Here is a 17,165-nt window from a genome sequence, read left to right as displayed (position 1 = left end):
AGCGATTCGATGAGGGGTGGGGGTCGGGTGACGGGTGGGCTCACGGCTACAGACGGTTACGACGTCATCGTGATCGGTCTCGGCGGGATGGGCAGTGCCGCCGCCTACCACCTGGCCGCCCGCGGGCAGAAGGTGCTGGGACTGGAGAAGTTCACGCCCGCCCACGACAAGGGTTCCAGTCACGGCGGCTCGCGGATCATCCGACAGTCCTACTTCGAGGATCCGGCGTATGTGCCACTGCTGCTGCGCTCCTACGAGCTGTGGGAGCGGCTGGCGGCCGACAGTGGCCGAGAAGTCGTCCGGCTCACCGGCGGTCTGTTCCTCGGGCCAGCGGAGTGCCTGACAGTCGCGGGCAGCCTGCGCGCGAGCCGGGAATGGTCGCTGCCGCACGAAGTGCTCGACGCGGCCGAGGTCCGGCGGCGGTACCCGAATTTCACACCCGATCCCGGTGATATCGCGGTGTACGAGGACAAGGCCGGATTCGCTCGCCCGGAGCTGACCGTCCAGGCGCATATCGATCTCGCGCTGCGCTCGGGGGCGACGCTGTCCTTCGGCGAAGAGGTACTCGACTGGGCGGAAACCGCTGACGGCGTGACGGTTACGACGGCACGGGCCACCTACCGCGCCGACCAACTCGTCATCTGCCCCGGCGCATGGGCACCACAGCTGCTGGCGGAGTTCGGCATCCCGATCACCATCGAGCGCCAGGTCCTGTACTGGCTCGATCCCGTCGGCGGCACAACGGCGTTCGAGGATCAGCCGATCTACATCGCCGAAAACAGTTCCGGCATGCAGATCTACGGTTTCCCGGCGATCGACGGACCGACCGGCGGCGTGAAGACCGCGTTCTTCCGCAAGGGCATCGAAACCACACCGGAGACCATCGACCGCGTCGTACATCCGCACGAGATCCAGGAGATGCGTGAGCGCGTCGCCGAACTGCTTCCGGCGCTGGACGGTCCGCTGGTCCACTCGGCGACCTGCATGTATTCCAATACGCCCGATCAACATTTCGTCATCGCCCGCCACCGCGACTCCACCCGAGTGACCATCGCGTGCGGCTTCTCCGGGCACGGATTCAAGTTCGTTCCGGTGGTCGGCGAAATTCTGGCCGATCTGGCCATCGATGCGAAGACCGCGCATCCCATCACACTCTTCGACCCGCAAAGGCTGGTGACCAGTGAAAACAGCATCGCATAGCGATTCCATGGGGGCTGATGGTCCGGCGACGGGTGGGCCGACCGCGGACCTCCCGTCGGTGGCTACCCCGGCGCTGATCCCGACCCTCGGTGGCAAGTGGTATGTCGAGGAGGGCATCTTCGCCGCCGAACAGGAACGCATCTTCGAGCAGATGTGGTTCTGCGCACTACGCTCCGCCGACCTGGCCGATCCGGGGCAGTTCCGGAAGGTGCAGGTGGGTCGCGAGAGCGTGCTGGTCGTGCGCGGCCGGGACGGACAACTGCGCGCCTTCCTGAATATCTGCCGCCATCGAGGCGCGATGCTGTGCACCGAGGACGAGGGCCAGGTGCGGCGCAACCTGCGCTGCCCGTATCACGCGTGGACCTATGGCCTGGACGGCAAGCTCGTCGCCGCGCCCAATATGGCCGCCCTCAAGGATGAGACCGGCGCGGATATCGACCGGGTCGCCTACGGCCTGGTCCCGGTGGCACTGCGGGAATGGCTCGGCTACGCCTGGGTCTGCCTCGCCGACGAGCCGCCGTCGTTCGAGGACGATGTCATGGGTGCGGTCACCGAACGGCTCGGCAGCCCGACCGCGATCGACTCCTACGGCATCGAAGAGCTGCGGGTCGGCCGCCGCGTGGTCTACGACGTCGCCGCGAACTGGAAGCTCATCGTGGAGAACTTCATGGAGTGCTACCACTGTGCCACCATCCACCCCGAGCTCACCGAGGTACTGCCGGAGTTCGCCGACGGCCTGGCCGCCCAGGTGTTCGTCGGGCACGGCGCCGAATTCGGCCCGGAAGTCGCCGGGTTCACCGTCGACGGTTCGGCGGGATTCGAGCGGCTGCCCGGCGTGCGCGCCGAACAGGATCGCCGCTATTACGCGATCACGATCAAACCGACGGTCTTCGTGAATTTGGTCCCGGACCACATCATTTTCCACCGGATGTATCCGATGTCGGCGGATCGCACCATTGTCGAATGCGACTGGCTCTACACCGCCGACGTGGTCGCGGAAGGCCGCGATGTATCGCGTTCGGTCGAATTGTTCCACCGGGTGAACGAACAAGATTTCGCGGCATGTGAGCGAACCCAACCCACAATGTCCTCGCGTGCTTACCGTAACGGCGGAGTACTTGTCCCCGCCGAGCACCACATTTCCGAATTCCACACCTGGGTGCACGGCTGTATCGGCGACGTGAGGTGACCTGAGATGAACGGCAACCCGGACCTGCTCATCGGCGGCGCATGGGCGCACGCCGCGGACGGCGGCCTGCGCGAGATCGTCAACCCGGCCGACGGCACGGTGGTGGCCACCGTGGACGAGGCCACACCGGACGACGCGCGCAGCGCGGTGGCCGCCGCCCGCGCGGCCTTCGACGACGGGGCCTGGGTTGCCACGCCGGTCGCCGAACGCGCCGCACTCCTGGTGCGGATCGCGGACCTGCTCGAGCGGGACAAGGAGGAGTTGGCGCACCTCGAAACGGTCGATACCGGCAAAACGCTGGTGGAGAGCCGCATCGATATCGACGATGTGATCTCGGTGTTCCGCTACTACGCGAGCCTGGTCGTCGGGCAGGCCGATCGACTGATCGACGTGGGTGATCCGGCGGTGCTCAGCCGGGTGGTCCGGGAACCGATCGGCGTCTGCGTGCTGATCGCGCCGTGGAACTATCCGCTGCTGCAGATGTCGTGGAAGGTCGCGCCCGCGCTCGCCGCGGGCTGCACGATGGTCGTCAAGCCCAGCGAGGTGACTCCGCTCAGCACCATCGCCTTCGCGCGCTCGGCACAGGAGGCCGGTGTGCCCGCCGGGGTGCTGAACCTGGTGCAGGGCAGTGGTGCGGTGCTCGGCGCGGCACTGACCGATACGCCGGATGTCGACTTCATCTCCTTCACCGGCGGCCTCGCCACCGGTAAGACGATCGCCCGGGTTGCCGCCGAGCATGTCACCAAGGTCGCGGTGGAGCTCGGTGGCAAGAACCCGCATATCGTCTTCGCCGACGCCGACTGGGCGAGTTCGGTCGACCAGGTGCTGACCGGTGTATTCCTGCATTCGGGTCAAGTCTGTTCGGCGGGAACACGACTCATCGTCGAGGAGTCCATCGCCGATGACTTCGTCGCCGAATTGGCGCGCCGCGCCGAGCTGATCCGTGTCGGGCCCGGCCTCGACCCGGCCAGCGAGACCGGGCCGCTGGTCTCCGAGGCGCATCGCGCGAAGGTGGAAGCCTATGTGGAGCTGGGCATTTCGGAGGGTGCGAAGCTGGTGACCGGCGGTGTCCGGCCGAGTGATCCGGCGCTGGCCGCTGGCAGCTTCTTCCTACCGACGATCTTCGACAACTGCGATCGGTCCATGCGGATCGTGCGGGAGGAAACCTTCGGCCCCATCCTCACGGTGGAGCGATTCAGCACCGAGGCCGAGGCGATCCGGCTCGGCAATGACACCGAATACGGTCTCGCCGCTGGTGTGCGCACCGCCGATCCGGCGCGCGGCGAGCGCATGGTGCGCGCATTGCGCCACGGCACGGTGTGGCTCAACGACTTCGGCTATTACACCGCAGCCGCGGAATGGGGCGGGTTCAAGAAGTCCGGCAACGGACGCGAACTCGGCCCGACCGGACTGGCCGAATATCAAGAAATCAAACACATTTGGCACAACACGGCACCGAAGCCCGCGGAGTGGTTCAAGAGCGTCTGATCGAAATTTCACAATCTCGGCCGGACAGCCCGGACGGCCGCACCGCGAAAGGCACGGTAGCAATGGTGGTCAAGGAACACAATGTGTCCGATGACAACGGTATGGAGGATTTCGGCTATAAGGAATCCCTGGACCGAAGTATCGGCAAGTTCGCCAGCTTCGCGGCCGGTGTCAGCTATATCTCGATTCTCACCGGTACGTTCCAACTCTTCTATTTCGGCTTCGGGACCGCGGGTCCGGCCTATCTCTGGTCGTGGCCTTTGGTTTTCGTCGGTCAGCTGGCGGTCGCCCTGTGTTTCATGGAGCTAGCCGCGAAGTATCCGGTCGCCGGGTCGGTGTACAACTGGTCCAAGGCGCTCGGCAGCCGGATCGTCGGCTGGTCCTCGGGGTGGCTGATGTTGACCGCCTCGATCGTGACGCTGTCGGCGGTAGTGCTCGCGCTACAACTGAATCTGCCGCGGCTGTGGAGCGGATTCCAGTTCATCGGTGACGGGACAGGTCAATACGACTACGCGACCAATGCGGTCGTGCTCGGCACCGTGATGATCGTATTCACCACGGTCGTCAACGCTTTCGGTGTGCGTCTGATGGCGATGATCAACAGCGCCGGCGTGTTCATCGAACTGATCGCCGCGGTACTGATCGCGATCATCCTGGCGGCCAACTGGACTCGCGGTCCGCAGGTGTTCTTCTCGACCCACGGCTATGGTGCGGCCGAGTCCGGTGGTTACCTCAGCGCGTTCCTGGTGGCCACCCTCGCCTCCGGCTATGTGATGTACGGCTTCGATACGGCGAGCTCACTGGGTGAGGAAACGGTGGAGCCGCGGCGCACCGCGCCCAAGGCGATCCTGCGTGCCGTACTCGCGTCGTTCGTCATCGGCGGGGCCATCCTGGTTTTCGCGGTAATGGCGGCGCCCGATCTCGACGATCCGCAGATCGGCAGCTCCAGCGGTGGTCTGCAATACATTGTCGAACAGGTGATGTGGGGTCCGCTCGGCACGATCTTCCTGTGTTGCATCGTGATCGCGGTGACGGTCTGTTCGCTGGCGGTGCACACCGCCGCCATCCGGCTGGCCTTCGCCATGGCCCGCGATAACGCGCTGCCGTTCGGCGACAAGCTCGCCCGGGTGCATCCGAAGACCCAGACCCCGGTGATTCCGGCGGTGCTGATCGGTGTGCTCTCGGCGCTCATCCTGGTGATCAATGTCGGTCAGCCGAAGATCTTCACCGTGCTGACCTCGATCGCGATCATCATGATCTACCTGGCCTACCTCATGGTGACCGGTCCGATGCTGAAGAAGCGGTTCCAGGGGCAGTGGCCGCCGAAGGATCTGCAGGCCGGTGGCTACTTCTCGATGGGTCGGTGGGGGATCGTCGTGAATATCGTTGCCGTGGTGTGGGGTATCGCGATGGCATTGAACCTGGCCTGGCCGCGCGAGGCCGTCTACGGCGACCCTTGGTACAACACCTGGGGCGCATTCGTCTACATCGGCGCGATCCTCGGGGCCGGGCTGCTGTGGTACCTGGTCAGGGGCCGCAACAGAATCGGGACATTGGCCTCGCATGCGGCAGAGGTACCTTCCGATGTCTGACACGGTCTTCGACTACGTGATCGCGGGCGGCGGGACGGCCGGATGCGTACTCGCCGCGCGGCTCAGCGAAAACCCGAATGTGACAGTATGTTTGGTGGAGGCGGGGCCCTCCGACGTCGGCGATCGCAATATCCTCGAACTAGCGCAGTGGATGCACCTGCTCGACTCCGGCTACGACTGGGACTATCCGGTCGAGCCGCAGGAACGCGGCAACAGCTATCTGCGCCATGCCAGGGCGAAGGTGCTCGGTGGGTGTTCCTCGCACAATTCGTGTATCGCGTTCTGGCCGCCCGCCGAGGGGCTGGACGAGTGGGCGGCGATGGGCGCCAAGGGCTGGGGTGCGGCGGAGGTGCTGCCCTATGTGGCGCGGTTGGAGAACAATCACGCGCCAGGGGAGCAGCACGGTCGCAGCGGACCGGTGCGGCTGCGGGATATCCCGCCGAACGATCCGTGCGGTGTCGCGGTGCTCGAGGCCGCGGCACTGGCCGGACTGCCGACCGTCGAATTCAACCGTGGCACAACGGTGCGCAACGGGGCCGGATGGTTCCAGATCAATGCGAGCGAGGACGGGACGCGGATGTCGTCGTCGCACGCCTATCTGCATCCGATCCTCGGTTCGCGTCCCAATCTTGTGGTGCACACGGGATGTTGGGTCAGTGAGATCCTGTTCGACGAGGCGCGCAACGCAACGGGTGTGCGCTATCAGCGGCCCGATCTCACCGGCTACGACACCGTCTCCGCACGGCGCGAGGTCATCGTGACCGCCGGAGCGATCGATACGCCGAAGCTATTGCTGCTGTCCGGAATCGGGCCCGCCGACCACCTGCGGGAAATCGGGGTGCCGGTGCGGGTCGACGCGCCGGGTGTCGGCTCGAATCTGGACGACCACGTCGAAGGTCTGGTGTTCTGGGAAGCCGCGCAACCTATGATCGGCACGTCCACCCAGTGGTGGGAGATCGGGGTATTCGCCACCTCCGACGAATCGCTTCGCGTGCCCGACATCATGATGCATTACGGCAGCGTGCCGTTCGATATGAACACGCTGCGGCGCGGCTACCCGACCACCGATAACGGCTTCTGTCTGACACCCAATGTCACCCAGGGGCGTTCGCGCGGCACGGTCCGATTGCGCACCCGCGACTTCCGCGACCGGCCGAAGGTCGACCCGCGGTACTTCACCGATCCGGACGGCCACGACGAACGCACCATGCTCGCCGGCGTCCGGTTGGCACGCGAGATCGCCGCGCAGCCACCGTTGCGGGAGTGGATCGCGAGGGAACTCGCGCCGGGTCCGGAGGCGGTCACCGACGATGAGCTGCTGGACTACATTCGCGCCACCCACAACACCGTCTACCACCCGGCGGCAACCGCGCGGATGGGTGCGTCCGACGATCCGATGGCGGTGCTCGATCCGGAGCTCCGGGTCAAGGGCGTCTCCCGATTGCGGGTAGTCGACGCTTCGGCGATGCCGAAATTGCCCGCCGTGAATCCCAACATTACTGTCATGGCCATGGCAGAGAAGTGCGCGGACCTGATCAGGGAAACCTGAGTCAGGGGTGCCGGAAGGCGAGCTAGCGGCGTTTCTGGGTGACCACGCGCCGTTCCAATCGATGACGCCGCCCGAGCTGGACAAGCTCGCGGCGGCTTCGTCGTTGCACGAGTTCGCCGTCGGCGAGGTGATCGCCGACTACTCGACGCAGGTGCCCGATGACATCTGGATGCTGTGGACGGGTGCCGTCACGCTACAGGGCACCGGAGCCGACCCCACGAGTCAGCGGCGCTCGGGCTCGATCGTCGCGGCGGCGGACGCTGGCGGGGGCGACGACGGTGGCGCGACCATCGATACCGTCGAGCCCGGCGGCATCTTCGGTTATGTGCCGCTGCTGACCGGAGGCAGTGCCGAATTCGTCGCGCGGGCAACCGAACCCAGTGTGCTGATCCGACTGCCCGGTGTGCTGGTCCGGGAGCGGTTCGCCCAACCGGATGGACTTGCCTTCCTGGCCTCGTCGGCGTGGAAAACGGTATCGGGCAATCGGACCCCGGTGGCATCCGTGCTGGGTAACCGCCCGGTCGGTGAACTCATGTCCGGCACAGCGGTTTTCGTGACACCGGACACCGGAGTGCGGGAAGCCGTCGTCCGGATGACCCAGGCGCGCGTCTCCGCCGTGCTGATCCGGTTGCCGGACGGCGAACTCGGCATCTTCACCGATCGCGATCTGCGCACGAGGGTAGTGGCCGCCGGACTTCCGGTCGACGTGCCGATCTCCCGGGTGATGAGCGCACCGGCCCGCCGGGTCACCGCGGATCTGACCGCCGAGACCGTGCTCATGGAGATGCTCGAATGCGGGCTGCGGCATATGCCGGTGCTCTCGCGACGGGGCGAGGTGCTCGGCGTGCTCGAGGACGCGGACCTGCTCGCGGCATCGGCGCGCCAGAGTTTCGTGTTGCGTCGCTCGATCGGGGCCGCCACGGATGCGGTCCAGTTGCAGCGGGCCGCGCGCGAGATCACAGCGACGGTCGTCGACCTGTTCCGCAATGGCACCAAGGCGTCGGCGACCAGCGGGATCCTCTCGGTCGTCATCGACTCGGTGGTCCGCAAGGCGCTCGAGCTGGCATCGGCCGAGTTCGCGGACGCACCCGGTGACGGATTCGCCTGGCTGATCCTCGGCAGCGTCGCGCGCCGGGAGGCCATGCCGTCATCGGATGTCGACAGTGCGCTCTCGTGGTCCGACGAATTGACTTCGGCGAGTGGGCAATTGCGTGCAGTCGCGGCACGCGTGCACGCGATTCTCGATGCCTGCGGGCTGCCCGCGGACAGCAATGGGGCGATCGCCGCGAAACCGAAGTTCGCCCGGTCGCGCACCGAATGGGCGCGGGCGGCCGAAGGCTGGCTCGACGATCCGCTGCAGGATCGGGGGCTGATCCTGTCGTCGCTGCTCATCGACGGGCGGGTGGTGTGGGGCGATGCCGCGCTGCATACCGTGCCAGCGGCGTTCGGGCGGATGCGGGCCGAACACCCGAATGCGCTGCGGCTGCAACTGCTGGACGCGCTATCGGGCCGGGTGCGGACTCGGTCGCTGCGCGATGTGCTGTCCCGGCGCGGCGGCACCTTCGACCTGAAGAACCATGCGCTGGCGCCGATCGTCAACCTGGCGCGCTGGGGTGGGCTGGCGGCGGGCGTGACCTCGGCGTCCACCCCGGTGCGATTGGCGGCGGCGGCGAGTGCGGGTGCGCTCACCGATCGGGATGTCACCATGCTGACCGAGGTCTTCGTCATGTTGCAGCGCCTGCGGATGGTGCATCAGGTCGAGCAGCTGTCGGCGGGGCACAGTCCCGGCGATATTGTCATGATGTCGGAACTCTCGCCGTTGAATCGGAGCCTGCTCAACGACGCCCTGCGCGAAATCGCGGCGGTGCAGCGACGGGTCGGCAGCATGGGAGCCACAACCACCTAGAATGGCGATTGTCATGGCGAAACAAGGTGTCGAGGACAACGGGCGGACGGCTGCGGTGCAGTCCGTCGACCGAGCGCTGCTGGTCATGGAGATCATCGCCAAGCTCGGGCAGGCGGGCGTCACGGAGATCGCCGCCGAACTCGGTGTCCACAAATCTACCGTTTCACGGTTGATCGCCGTGCTGGAATCGCGGGGATACGTCGAGCAACTGTCCGAGCGCGGCAAGTACCGGCTCGGCTTCTCGATCGTTCGGCTCGCCGGATCCACCAGTGCCCAGGTCGATCTCGTCGGGCAGAGTCAGAGCGCCTGCAATGCGCTGGCGATCGAGGCGGGTGAGACGACCAATCTCGCTGTGCTGGACGGTAATCGGATCATCAATATCGCCGAGGCGCACGGGCCGGGTTCGATCGCGTTGCGGTCCTGGGTCGGTCAGAGTTGTCCGGCGCACGCCACCTCCAGCGGCAAGGTACTGCTCGCGGATCTGGAGCCGGGGGAGATGCGCAAGCGCGTCGGCGCCAAACTCGAGGCATTCACCGGCAATACGCTGACCAAGGTCGCCGACCTCGCCGTGCAACTCGTCGCCGTGCGTGAGAACGGTTGGGCCGATGTACGCGAGGAACTGGAGATCGGCCTGAACGCCGTCGCCGCGCCGGTCTACGACAGCACCGGTGCCGTGGTAGCTGCACTGAGCGTTTCGGGCCCCGCCTACCGCCTGAGTCCGGACCGCTTCGCCGACGTCGCCCAACTGACCATCACCAGCGCCGCCGATATCAGCCGCCGCCTCGGTTACCTGGGCTGACCGCCCCACGCCGGGTGGGATCGAAAGCTATCCGATCTCGGTTGCCCTCCTCGTGTTGACACCGGGTGGGGATGGCCCAATACTGAGTTGCGTATAGAGCTTCGTGTTGCGGTTTACGCAACTTGTTGCTTCTCGCGAAACTGAATATCCGCCGTTCGACGTGCAGCGGGAGATCTCCACGCAGTGTGTGGAAGCCGAAGGAGCAACACCTCCCGGGAATCTCTCAGGCCCAGTACCGCTGCGCTCAGGCAACTCTGGAAAGCAGTGCACGCGCACTCGCCGACGGGGCAAACGCACCGACCGGGTGCGTGAATCTCTCAGGCCATTGGACAGAGCGGGAGGAGCCACCTACGCGCATGCGTCGACGAAAGGCTCCTCATGGCCGACTCCGCTGTCCGAATCGAACTCGATGCCGCACTGCGCGAATTCGATCCGCTCGTAGCCGAATTGGTGGACCGGGAGGTCGACCGTCAGCAGCGCGGACTGGAGATGATCGCGTCGGAGAACTACGCGCCGCTGGCGGTGATGCAGGCACAGGGCTCGGTGCTGACCAATAAGTACGCCGAAGGGTATCCGGGGCGTCGCTACTACGGCGGGTGCGAGCATATCGACCAGATCGAGTCGCTGGCGATCGAGCGACTGCGCGGGCTCTTCGGCGCCGAATACGTGAATGTGCAACCGCATTCGGGGGCGCAGGCGAATGCGGCGGCGATGCACGCGGTGCTGCGGCCCGGTGACGGCATCCTCGGGCTGGCGCTGGATCACGGCGGTCATCTCACACACGGGATGAAGATCAACTTCTCCGGGCGGCTCTATGACGTCGCGGCCTATCATGTTCGGGCCGAGGACCATCTCATCGATATGGACGAGGTACGCAGGCTCGCCCACGAGCACCGGCCGAAGCTGATCGTGGCGGGGTGGTCCGCCTACCCGCGCCACCTCGATTTCGCCGAATTCCGCCGCATCGCAGACGAAGTCGGCGCGTATCTGATGGTGGATATGGCGCACTTCGCCGGTCTGGTCGCGGCCGGACTGCATCCCTCGCCGGTGCCGCACGCGCATATCGTCACCTCGACCACCCACAAGACGCTCGGCGGACCGCGTGGTGGATTCATTCTCGCGGTCGAGGAATTGGCCAAGAAGCTGGGTTCGGCGGTCTTCCCCGGACAGCAGGGCGGACCGCTCGAGCATGTGATCGCGGCCAAGGCCGTCGCGTTCAAAATGGCGAGCGAACCGGCGTTTCGGGAACGTCAACAGCGCACCCTCGCCGGTGCGCGCCTGCTCGCCGAACGGTTGCTCGCCGCGGACTGCCAGGCGGCAGGCATCAATGTCGTCAGCGGCGGTACCGATGTGCACCTGGCGCTCGTCGATCTGCGCGATTCCGAACTCGACGGGCAGCAGGGCGAGGATCTGCTGCACGACATCGGAATCACCGTGAACCGCAATGCCGTTCCCTTCGATCCGCGCCCGCCGATGGTCAGCTCGGGACTACGGATCGGCACACCAGCGCTGGCCACCCGCGGGTTCGATATCGAAGCGTTCACCGAGGTCGCCGATATCATCGCGGTCGCGCTGCTGCGGGGGCAGTCCGTCGCCGAGTCGACCGAGCGCGTCGATGCGCTGGTGCGTCGGTTCCCGCTGTACCCGGGTCTGCGCGGTACAGCATGACGGTCAGCATCTTCGAACTGTTCCGGGTCGGCATCGGGCCGTCGAGTTCGCATACAGTGGGGCCGATGCGGGCGGCGGCCCGGTTCGTCGACCGGCTGAAATCCGATGGGGTGCTGCACAATACCGCTGCCGTGGGAGTGCAGCTGTATGGATCGCTCGGCGCGACCGGGCGCGGGCACGGCAGTATCGAGGCGGTCGTCGCCGGATTGTCGGGGGAACGACCCGAGGAGGTCGAGCCGAAGGTGGTGGCGCGCACCGCATCCGAGGTGCGCACCACCGGAATGCTGCACCTGGGCGGCGTGCACCCGATCGGCTTCGTCGTCGAGGAGGACATCGAACTCCTCGGGCGCACCAAACTCGCCTTCCATAGCAATGGCATGCTGTTTCGAGCTCTCGACGATGTCGGATGTGTGCTCGGTGAACGCCAGTTCTATTCCGTCGGAGGCGGTTTCGTACTCGATGAGGACGAAATTGCTAGATCGGCCGAGGTCGTGGCGGTGCCGCACCCATTCCGCTCGGGGCGTGACCTACTCGCTCTCGCGGCGGACCAGCCGATCAGCGCCGTTGTGCTGGCGAACGAAATGTCCTGGCGCAGTGCGGATAACATCCGGGCGGACCTGCTCGATATCTGGGCGGTCATGCAGGACTGCGTCCGACGTGGCATGAGCACCCGCGGTGTCCTGCCCGGCGCGCTCAGTGTGCGGCGGCGGGCGGCGACACTGCACGATCGCCTGACATTCGAAGCCGATGAAACAGATCCGCTGCGTGCGATGGAATGGGTCACCTTGTTCGCGATGGCCGTCAACGAGGAGAACGCGGCCGGCGGACGCGTCGTCACCGCTCCGACCAACGGCGCGGCGGGCATCATTCCCGCTGTGCTGCACTACATTCAGCGGTTCATCACCGACAGTGCGGACGCAGTCGTCGAATTCCTGCTGACCGCAGGGGCGATCGGCCAACTGATCAAGGAGAACGCCTCCATCTCCGGCGCCGAAGTCGGCTGCCAAGGCGAGGTCGGCGCGGCCTGCGCCATGGCCGCCGCCGGACTCGCCGCGGTACTCGGCGGCACCCCGGCCCAGATCGAGAACGCCGCCGAAATAGGCATCGAACACAACCTCGGCCTGACCTGCGACCCGATCGGCGGCCTCGTCCAGATACCCTGCATCGAACGCAACGGCGTCGCCGCCGTCAAGGCCATCACCGCCGCCCGAATGGCCGTCCGCGGCGACGGCATCCACCACGTCTCCCTCGACCAGGCCATCCGAACCATGCGTGCAACCGGCGCCGACATGCTCGACAAGTACAAGGAGACCTCCCAGGGCGGCCTAGCGGTCGCCGTCGTCGAATGCTGAAGCCTCAGAGATCGTCGGGCAGTACGCGAAAGGTCTTGTGCTGGGTGAGGGGCGTCAAGGCTCGAAAGTCGTGTCGGTCGAGGGTCAGGACCGCATTGGTTTCGTAGTCGGCAGCCAAGGCAACGATGACGGCGTCGGCGAGGTCGAGGCGCAAGGCCGGATAGAGCCTGCGGACGGCGTTCGCTTGGTCGAGGACGTCGGGCGTCACCGTCGCGATCTCAAAGTGTTTGGTGCGCGTTTGTGCCGTGAGGTCCTCGATCATGTCGATGGCGACCTGTCGTCCGATGGCCCGACGGGCGACGTGGTCGAGCTCGGCGAGCGCGAGGGGCGAGAGCACGACCAAACCTGCCGTTTCGAGCACGAGAAAGGCGCCGTCACTGTCTGGTGATGAGGTATCGAACGCGGCGATCAGACCGGAAGTGTCGGCAACAACAATTCCAGGACCGTCGATGCCAAGCGTCATGGACGTTCCGTGTCGCGGCCGAAGTCGTCGGCGAGGTAGTCGTCAACGCGGTCGGCCAGCGCGGGATCGCCGCTTGCGAAACGTCTCAGCCGCAGCGGCTCCGATCGACGCTGCACCCGGAGTGCCGCTAGATGGATTGCATTGCGGATGATCTCGGCCTCGCTCACGTTGCTGAGTGCCGCCGCCTCCTTGATGGCGGCCAGATCGCTCGCTTCGGCGTAGACCATCGTACGTTTGAGTGCCATATGAGTATTGTGTCATATATGCCAGACGTGAGTGGCGCCCGATCAGCGAGTCAGGAGATACCGCCCAGCCCATTGCTGAGCACCGGCCACGAATCCTTCAGTGCGCGTTCCCAATAGCCCCACGAGTGGGTGCCGGCGGGGTCGAGATCGTAGGTGGCGGGAATGCCGAGTTGATTCAGCTTGCCCCGCAGGTTGCGTGTGCACCAGGCCGTCGCCCCTTCGATGGCGCCGCCCATGGTCATCTGCAGCCCGAGCCCACCCTCCGCAAGGCTCTGGGTATGCGGATCGGTCGGATTGTCGTACGGCCCCGGTAATCCGCTGCCCGCCGACAGGTACAAATTCACCCCGCGCAACCCCTCGGCATTCACATACGGATCATTGGCCGCCCACATCGGATCCTGCGGCGGCCCATACATATTCACCGGATCGCCATGCCCCTTCCGCACCGAGAATTCGACGAACGCCTGCCCGACCGGATCGCTGATCTGCGCGCACCCACTGAACGCGCCAACGGAGGTGTACAGGCCCGGACTCGAAATCGCCAGCGACAGTACCGAAGTGCCGGATGTGGAGATCCCCGCAATGGCATTGCGCCCATTGGTCCCCAGCGCGGCATCGATCAGCGGCGGCAATTCTCGAGTCAAATACGTCTGCCACTTGTTGACCCCCAACACCGGATCCGCCGCGCGCCAGTCGGCGTAGTAGCTGTAGGCCCCACCGATCGGCTGCACCACATTGACGTTCTTATCCCCGAAAAACCGCATGACATCGGTCTTCGAACCCCACGTCGCACCATCGGTCCCACCATCCACCCCGGCCAACAGATACACCGTCGGCCGCGCCGCGCCGGTATCCACAGGCCGCTGCACCTGTACCGAGAACTCCCGCCCCATCGCCCCCGAATACACCGTCAATGTGAGATGACGATCATCGTGAACGTCGACCCCGGTAATCCTCGACCCATCTTCGGTGGTCGCCGATTCCGATATCGAACCGCTGGCGATGATCGGGTCCGGTGCCGCATTCGAACGAGCTCCGGCCAGGACGGCCCCACTTCCGATCACCATGGCGGCGAGCACCGAAACCGATCGAAGACCACCAAAACCCATCAGCTCTCAACCTCTCCCGGATCGGCGCTACCGAAATCTCGCGCTCGTCTGCGACAGTTCCTGCGATACCGCGATCACCGTACCCAGAACTTCGATGTCCAAAGGTAGCGGTGATCGCGTTCGGCCCGGTGCTGCACTGGATGTCGTTGGGTGATGCTGGTCCAGCCGTCGCTGGCATACGGGTGGGTGGCATTTCGACAACCCACCCGAAGGATCCGAATGGGACTACTTGCTCAGCGCCTTGCCGCCGTTCGGAGCCACCGCGAACCAGGTCCCCCCGACGCCCTGGCCGAGGAGGTCGCCCGGCTTGGTGTCCTTCGAGAAGTAGTACACCGGCCAGCCAGCGATGGTGATTTGGCATGCGCCGTCGGCACGTTCGATGAACCCGACGAGTTGGGGGTCGACGCCCGAGGCGTAGAGCGCTTGATCGCGGGCCACGGTCAGCGGCGGCCAGGTTACGGCGCATTGACCGGAGCAGTTGGATACCGGTGGTTTCGCGGTGTCCTTGTCGAATCGGTACAGCGATCGGCCCGACCCGTCGGAAACATATTGTCCGACACTCGGGTTGCTCGTCACCTGGAGCTGCACCGCGTTCGCGGTCCCGGCCGGGGCCACACCGGCGTAGATCTTCAGCCAGCCCTGCGTTTTCGCTACTGCGGGAGCCTGTCCCAGTGCGGGGGACGCCGCGGCAGTCGTGGTCGACGCCTGCGCCGCGACAGCTGCGGTCGAGGAAACCTGCGCTACCGGCACGCCCTCCTTATCGCCACCACACGCGCTCAGCAGACCCGCGAGAACGACCGTTGCCGCCGCGACCGGCACGGCCGCACGCTGGAATCGTTTGGCTGAATTCATATTCCGGATCCTCCGTCGCTGTTCGACGAGGTGCACACCGCATCTCGTCCCCCGTACTACGATCCGCCGCGACGAGTGGTTCACGGTGTTTGCCACCTCACATATCGCTGCGGAGGTCCGGGCCGCGATGAGGTCTTGGCGATCGCGCTGGTTGTGTCAGGGTCTGCGGTGGTACGGACGCCGCGTCGATCGGTGCCCGGCCGAACGGGAAGCGCCCGGCGCTGGTTCGAACGGCCAGCAACTGTGGCTATCGGCCGGTCCGCAGTCCGGAGAAATCGCGGAGTACGACGTGGTTGCGGTCGGCGCAGCTGCCGAGGGCGTGATCGGGGTGCAGGCCGAGGTATTGACGGCGGGTGCGGGTGCTCCAGCGGCGGGCGGGCTCGGTGCGGGTCTTGTAGAAGTTGATCGTGTAGCCGCCCTCGTAGAGGCGCAGCAGGGTGTAGCCGCCCGGATATTCCTTGGCGGCCGCGACTTCCAGGAATTCGACATCGACACCGGAGTCGGGACGGTTGCGACGGTTGCGGTGGGTATGCCCGCAGTGGTGCAGGAATACGCCCGGCGTATCGCGATAGAGCGCGTGCAGGGCGGCGGCATTCGTGCGGTCGAGGACGAAACCCGGACCACCCGGATTGCTCACCGCCGCATGGGAAGTCACGGGATGGTGGCCGAAGACCAGGGTGGGCCGGTCGGGGTCGGCCGACAGCAGTTCGCGCAGACGCGCCAATTGCGGTGCCACGATGGTGCCCCCGGATCCGCGCAGGCGGGTGGTGTCCAGGCCGATCATCCGCAGTTCGCCCACCCGATGGTCGACCAGGTGCTGGCGGGCGTGAAATACCGTGCCCCAGTGGTCGATTCGGTGTTCATCGGGCTTATCGTGGTTACCCCGGCAGACGAAGTAGTCGCGGCCGAGGACACCCCATTCGTCGAGCAGCTTGCGCACGCCGAGGCACTGTTCGAGGGTGCCGGTATCGGTGAGATCGCCCGCGACGATCAGTTGATCGGCCGCGCGGTCCGGTCGGCGCAGATCATCGAGCAGCGCCGTCAGCATGAACTCCGGATAGTGCTCGGTCTCGTGGCGCAGACCGGTGGGCAGCCCGGCCAGGATCAGGCCGCTGCTGTGTTCCCCATAGTGCACATCATTGGCGAGTGCGATGGTGTGCAGCAGTCGTCCCGGCGGTGGGGTGGCGGTGGTGAACGTGCCGGTGGATTCGGGTGTTCCCGCGCGGCGGGTCACCAGGGTGCGGGCGGGGACGGCACGGCGGCCGTCGGAATATGCCTCGAACCGGTAGGTGCGGCCGGGCTCGAGACCGTCGAGCTCCGCGTAGTGGTAGGCGGTCGGCCGGGAGTCCAGATAGGTTGGCCGCGCCGACAACCGGCCGTCGACCGGCGCGATCCGTACCTCGGTATCGGCGGGAACCGGGCGGGCGCGACCAGAGCGGTCGCGGGCGCGCGTGGTCCAGGTCAGGATCGCCGAGCGATCGCTCACCGTGACCACCTCGAGGTCGGTGGCCACCATCGAATCCCGGTGCACACGGACGGAATCGGTGGCTCTCGGACGAGCGTAGAGCGGGGTCCGCACGGTTACCGCCGCCGCGCCAGCGGCCACATTCGCCAGCCACAGGGTTCGAAGTCGCGGGTCGAGCATGGGGATCTCCGTTCGCCTCTGGCGCCAACGGTACGGTTGCCGGTTGAACGCTCGGGTCCGCGCATATGACGGGTCGGCTTCCGGTATCGAACATTCGAGCGGCACCGC

Annotated in this window: 14 protein-coding genes and 2 riboswitches; of the genes, 9 read left to right on the top strand and 5 right to left on the bottom strand. The window is 65.9% G+C overall.

The genetic code is table 11. The features are described 5' to 3' along the window. Positions 1–9: 9 nt before the first annotated feature. The 9 genes from solA (at position 10) to ACQP1G_RS39155 (ending at position 12,743) form a co-directional block, all read left to right on the top strand. Positions 10–1,200 carry an N-methyl-L-tryptophan oxidase gene (gene solA, locus ACQP1G_RS39195; protein ID WP_433209183.1) on the top strand — a complete coding sequence of 397 codons (1,191 nt, stop codon included), beginning with the start codon at positions 10–12 and terminating at the stop codon, positions 1,198–1,200. Positions 1,201–1,207: 7 nt separating this feature from the next. Then, a complete protein-coding gene (locus ACQP1G_RS39190) occupies positions 1,208–2,389 on the top strand; it encodes an aromatic ring-hydroxylating oxygenase subunit alpha (RefSeq protein WP_433194727.1) in 1,182 nt (393 codons plus the stop codon). A 6-nt stretch (positions 2,390–2,395) separates the two neighbouring features. Beyond that, positions 2,396–3,877 (top strand): aldehyde dehydrogenase family protein, encoded by a 1,482-nt coding sequence (locus ACQP1G_RS39185; RefSeq protein WP_433194726.1) that lies wholly within the window; start codon positions 2,396–2,398, stop codon positions 3,875–3,877. A 62-nt stretch (positions 3,878–3,939) separates the two neighbouring features. Beyond that, a complete protein-coding gene (locus tag ACQP1G_RS39180) occupies positions 3,940–5,469 on the top strand; it encodes an APC family permease (protein WP_433194725.1) in 1,530 nt (509 codons plus the stop codon). Next, complete coding sequence (locus ACQP1G_RS39175) at positions 5,462–7,018, top strand: GMC family oxidoreductase (RefSeq protein WP_433194724.1); 1,557 nt, start codon at positions 5,462–5,464, stop codon at positions 7,016–7,018. The genes ACQP1G_RS39180 and ACQP1G_RS39175 overlap by 8 nt, the downstream gene beginning before the upstream one ends. A gap of 61 nt (positions 7,019–7,079) precedes the next feature. Then, positions 7,080–8,924: a putative nucleotidyltransferase substrate binding domain-containing protein gene (locus tag ACQP1G_RS39170; protein WP_433194723.1), complete on the top strand. Its 1,845-nt coding sequence runs from the start codon at positions 7,080–7,082 to the stop codon at positions 8,922–8,924. Positions 8,925–8,937: 13 nt separating this feature from the next. After that, entirely contained in the window at positions 8,938–9,723 is a 786-nt protein-coding gene (locus tag ACQP1G_RS39165) for an IclR family transcriptional regulator (RefSeq protein WP_433194722.1), read from the top strand. A 156-nt stretch (positions 9,724–9,879) separates the two neighbouring features. Continuing rightward, a riboswitch (glycine riboswitch) is annotated at positions 9,880–9,971 on the top strand. Then, positions 9,972–10,066, top strand: a riboswitch (glycine riboswitch). 35 nt (positions 10,067–10,101) lie between these two features. Beyond that, on the top strand, positions 10,102–11,391 hold the full coding sequence (glyA, locus tag ACQP1G_RS39160; protein ID WP_433194721.1) for a serine hydroxymethyltransferase: 1,290 nt from the start codon (positions 10,102–10,104) through the stop codon (positions 11,389–11,391). Then, a complete protein-coding gene (locus ACQP1G_RS39155; RefSeq protein ID WP_433194720.1) occupies positions 11,388–12,743 on the top strand; it encodes an L-serine ammonia-lyase in 1,356 nt (451 codons plus the stop codon). The genes glyA and ACQP1G_RS39155 overlap by 4 nt, the downstream gene beginning before the upstream one ends. A gap of 4 nt (positions 12,744–12,747) precedes the next feature. Here the strand turns inward: ACQP1G_RS39155 and ACQP1G_RS39150 are convergent, their stop codons facing one another. The 5 genes from ACQP1G_RS39150 to ACQP1G_RS39130 all read right to left on the bottom strand — a co-directional run bounded on the left by ACQP1G_RS39150 (position 12,748) and on the right by ACQP1G_RS39130 (position 17,057). Further along, positions 12,748–13,206: a PIN domain-containing protein gene (locus ACQP1G_RS39150; protein ID WP_433194719.1), complete on the bottom strand. Its 459-nt coding sequence runs from the start codon at positions 13,204–13,206 to the stop codon at positions 12,748–12,750. Beyond that, positions 13,203–13,451: a hypothetical protein gene (locus tag ACQP1G_RS39145; RefSeq protein ID WP_433194718.1), complete on the bottom strand. Its 249-nt coding sequence runs from the start codon at positions 13,449–13,451 to the stop codon at positions 13,203–13,205. The genes ACQP1G_RS39150 and ACQP1G_RS39145 overlap by 4 nt, the downstream gene beginning before the upstream one ends. Before the next feature lie 50 nt (positions 13,452–13,501). Next, positions 13,502–14,560 carry an alpha/beta hydrolase gene (locus tag ACQP1G_RS39140; RefSeq protein ID WP_433194717.1) on the bottom strand — a complete coding sequence of 353 codons (1,059 nt, stop codon included), beginning with the start codon at positions 14,558–14,560 and terminating at the stop codon, positions 13,502–13,504. 225 nt (positions 14,561–14,785) lie between these two features. Then, the gene (locus ACQP1G_RS39135; protein WP_433194716.1) at positions 14,786–15,412 is read right to left on the bottom strand and encodes a hypothetical protein; all 627 of its coding nucleotides are present in this window, start codon (positions 15,410–15,412) and stop codon (positions 14,786–14,788) included. Positions 15,413–15,659: 247 nt separating this feature from the next. Then, positions 15,660–17,057, bottom strand: coding sequence for a metallophosphoesterase (locus ACQP1G_RS39130; RefSeq protein WP_433194715.1), 1,398 nt, complete (start codon positions 17,055–17,057; stop codon positions 15,660–15,662). Between the last annotated feature and the right edge of the window lie 108 nt (positions 17,058–17,165).

Source organism: Nocardia sp. CA-107356 (assembly GCF_050946365.1).
Taxonomy (GTDB): Bacteria; Actinomycetota; Actinomycetes; order Mycobacteriales; family Mycobacteriaceae; genus Nocardia.
The sequence above is the reverse complement of the archived record's forward strand: the minus strand, read 5'-3'. Positions and strand labels throughout refer to the sequence as shown.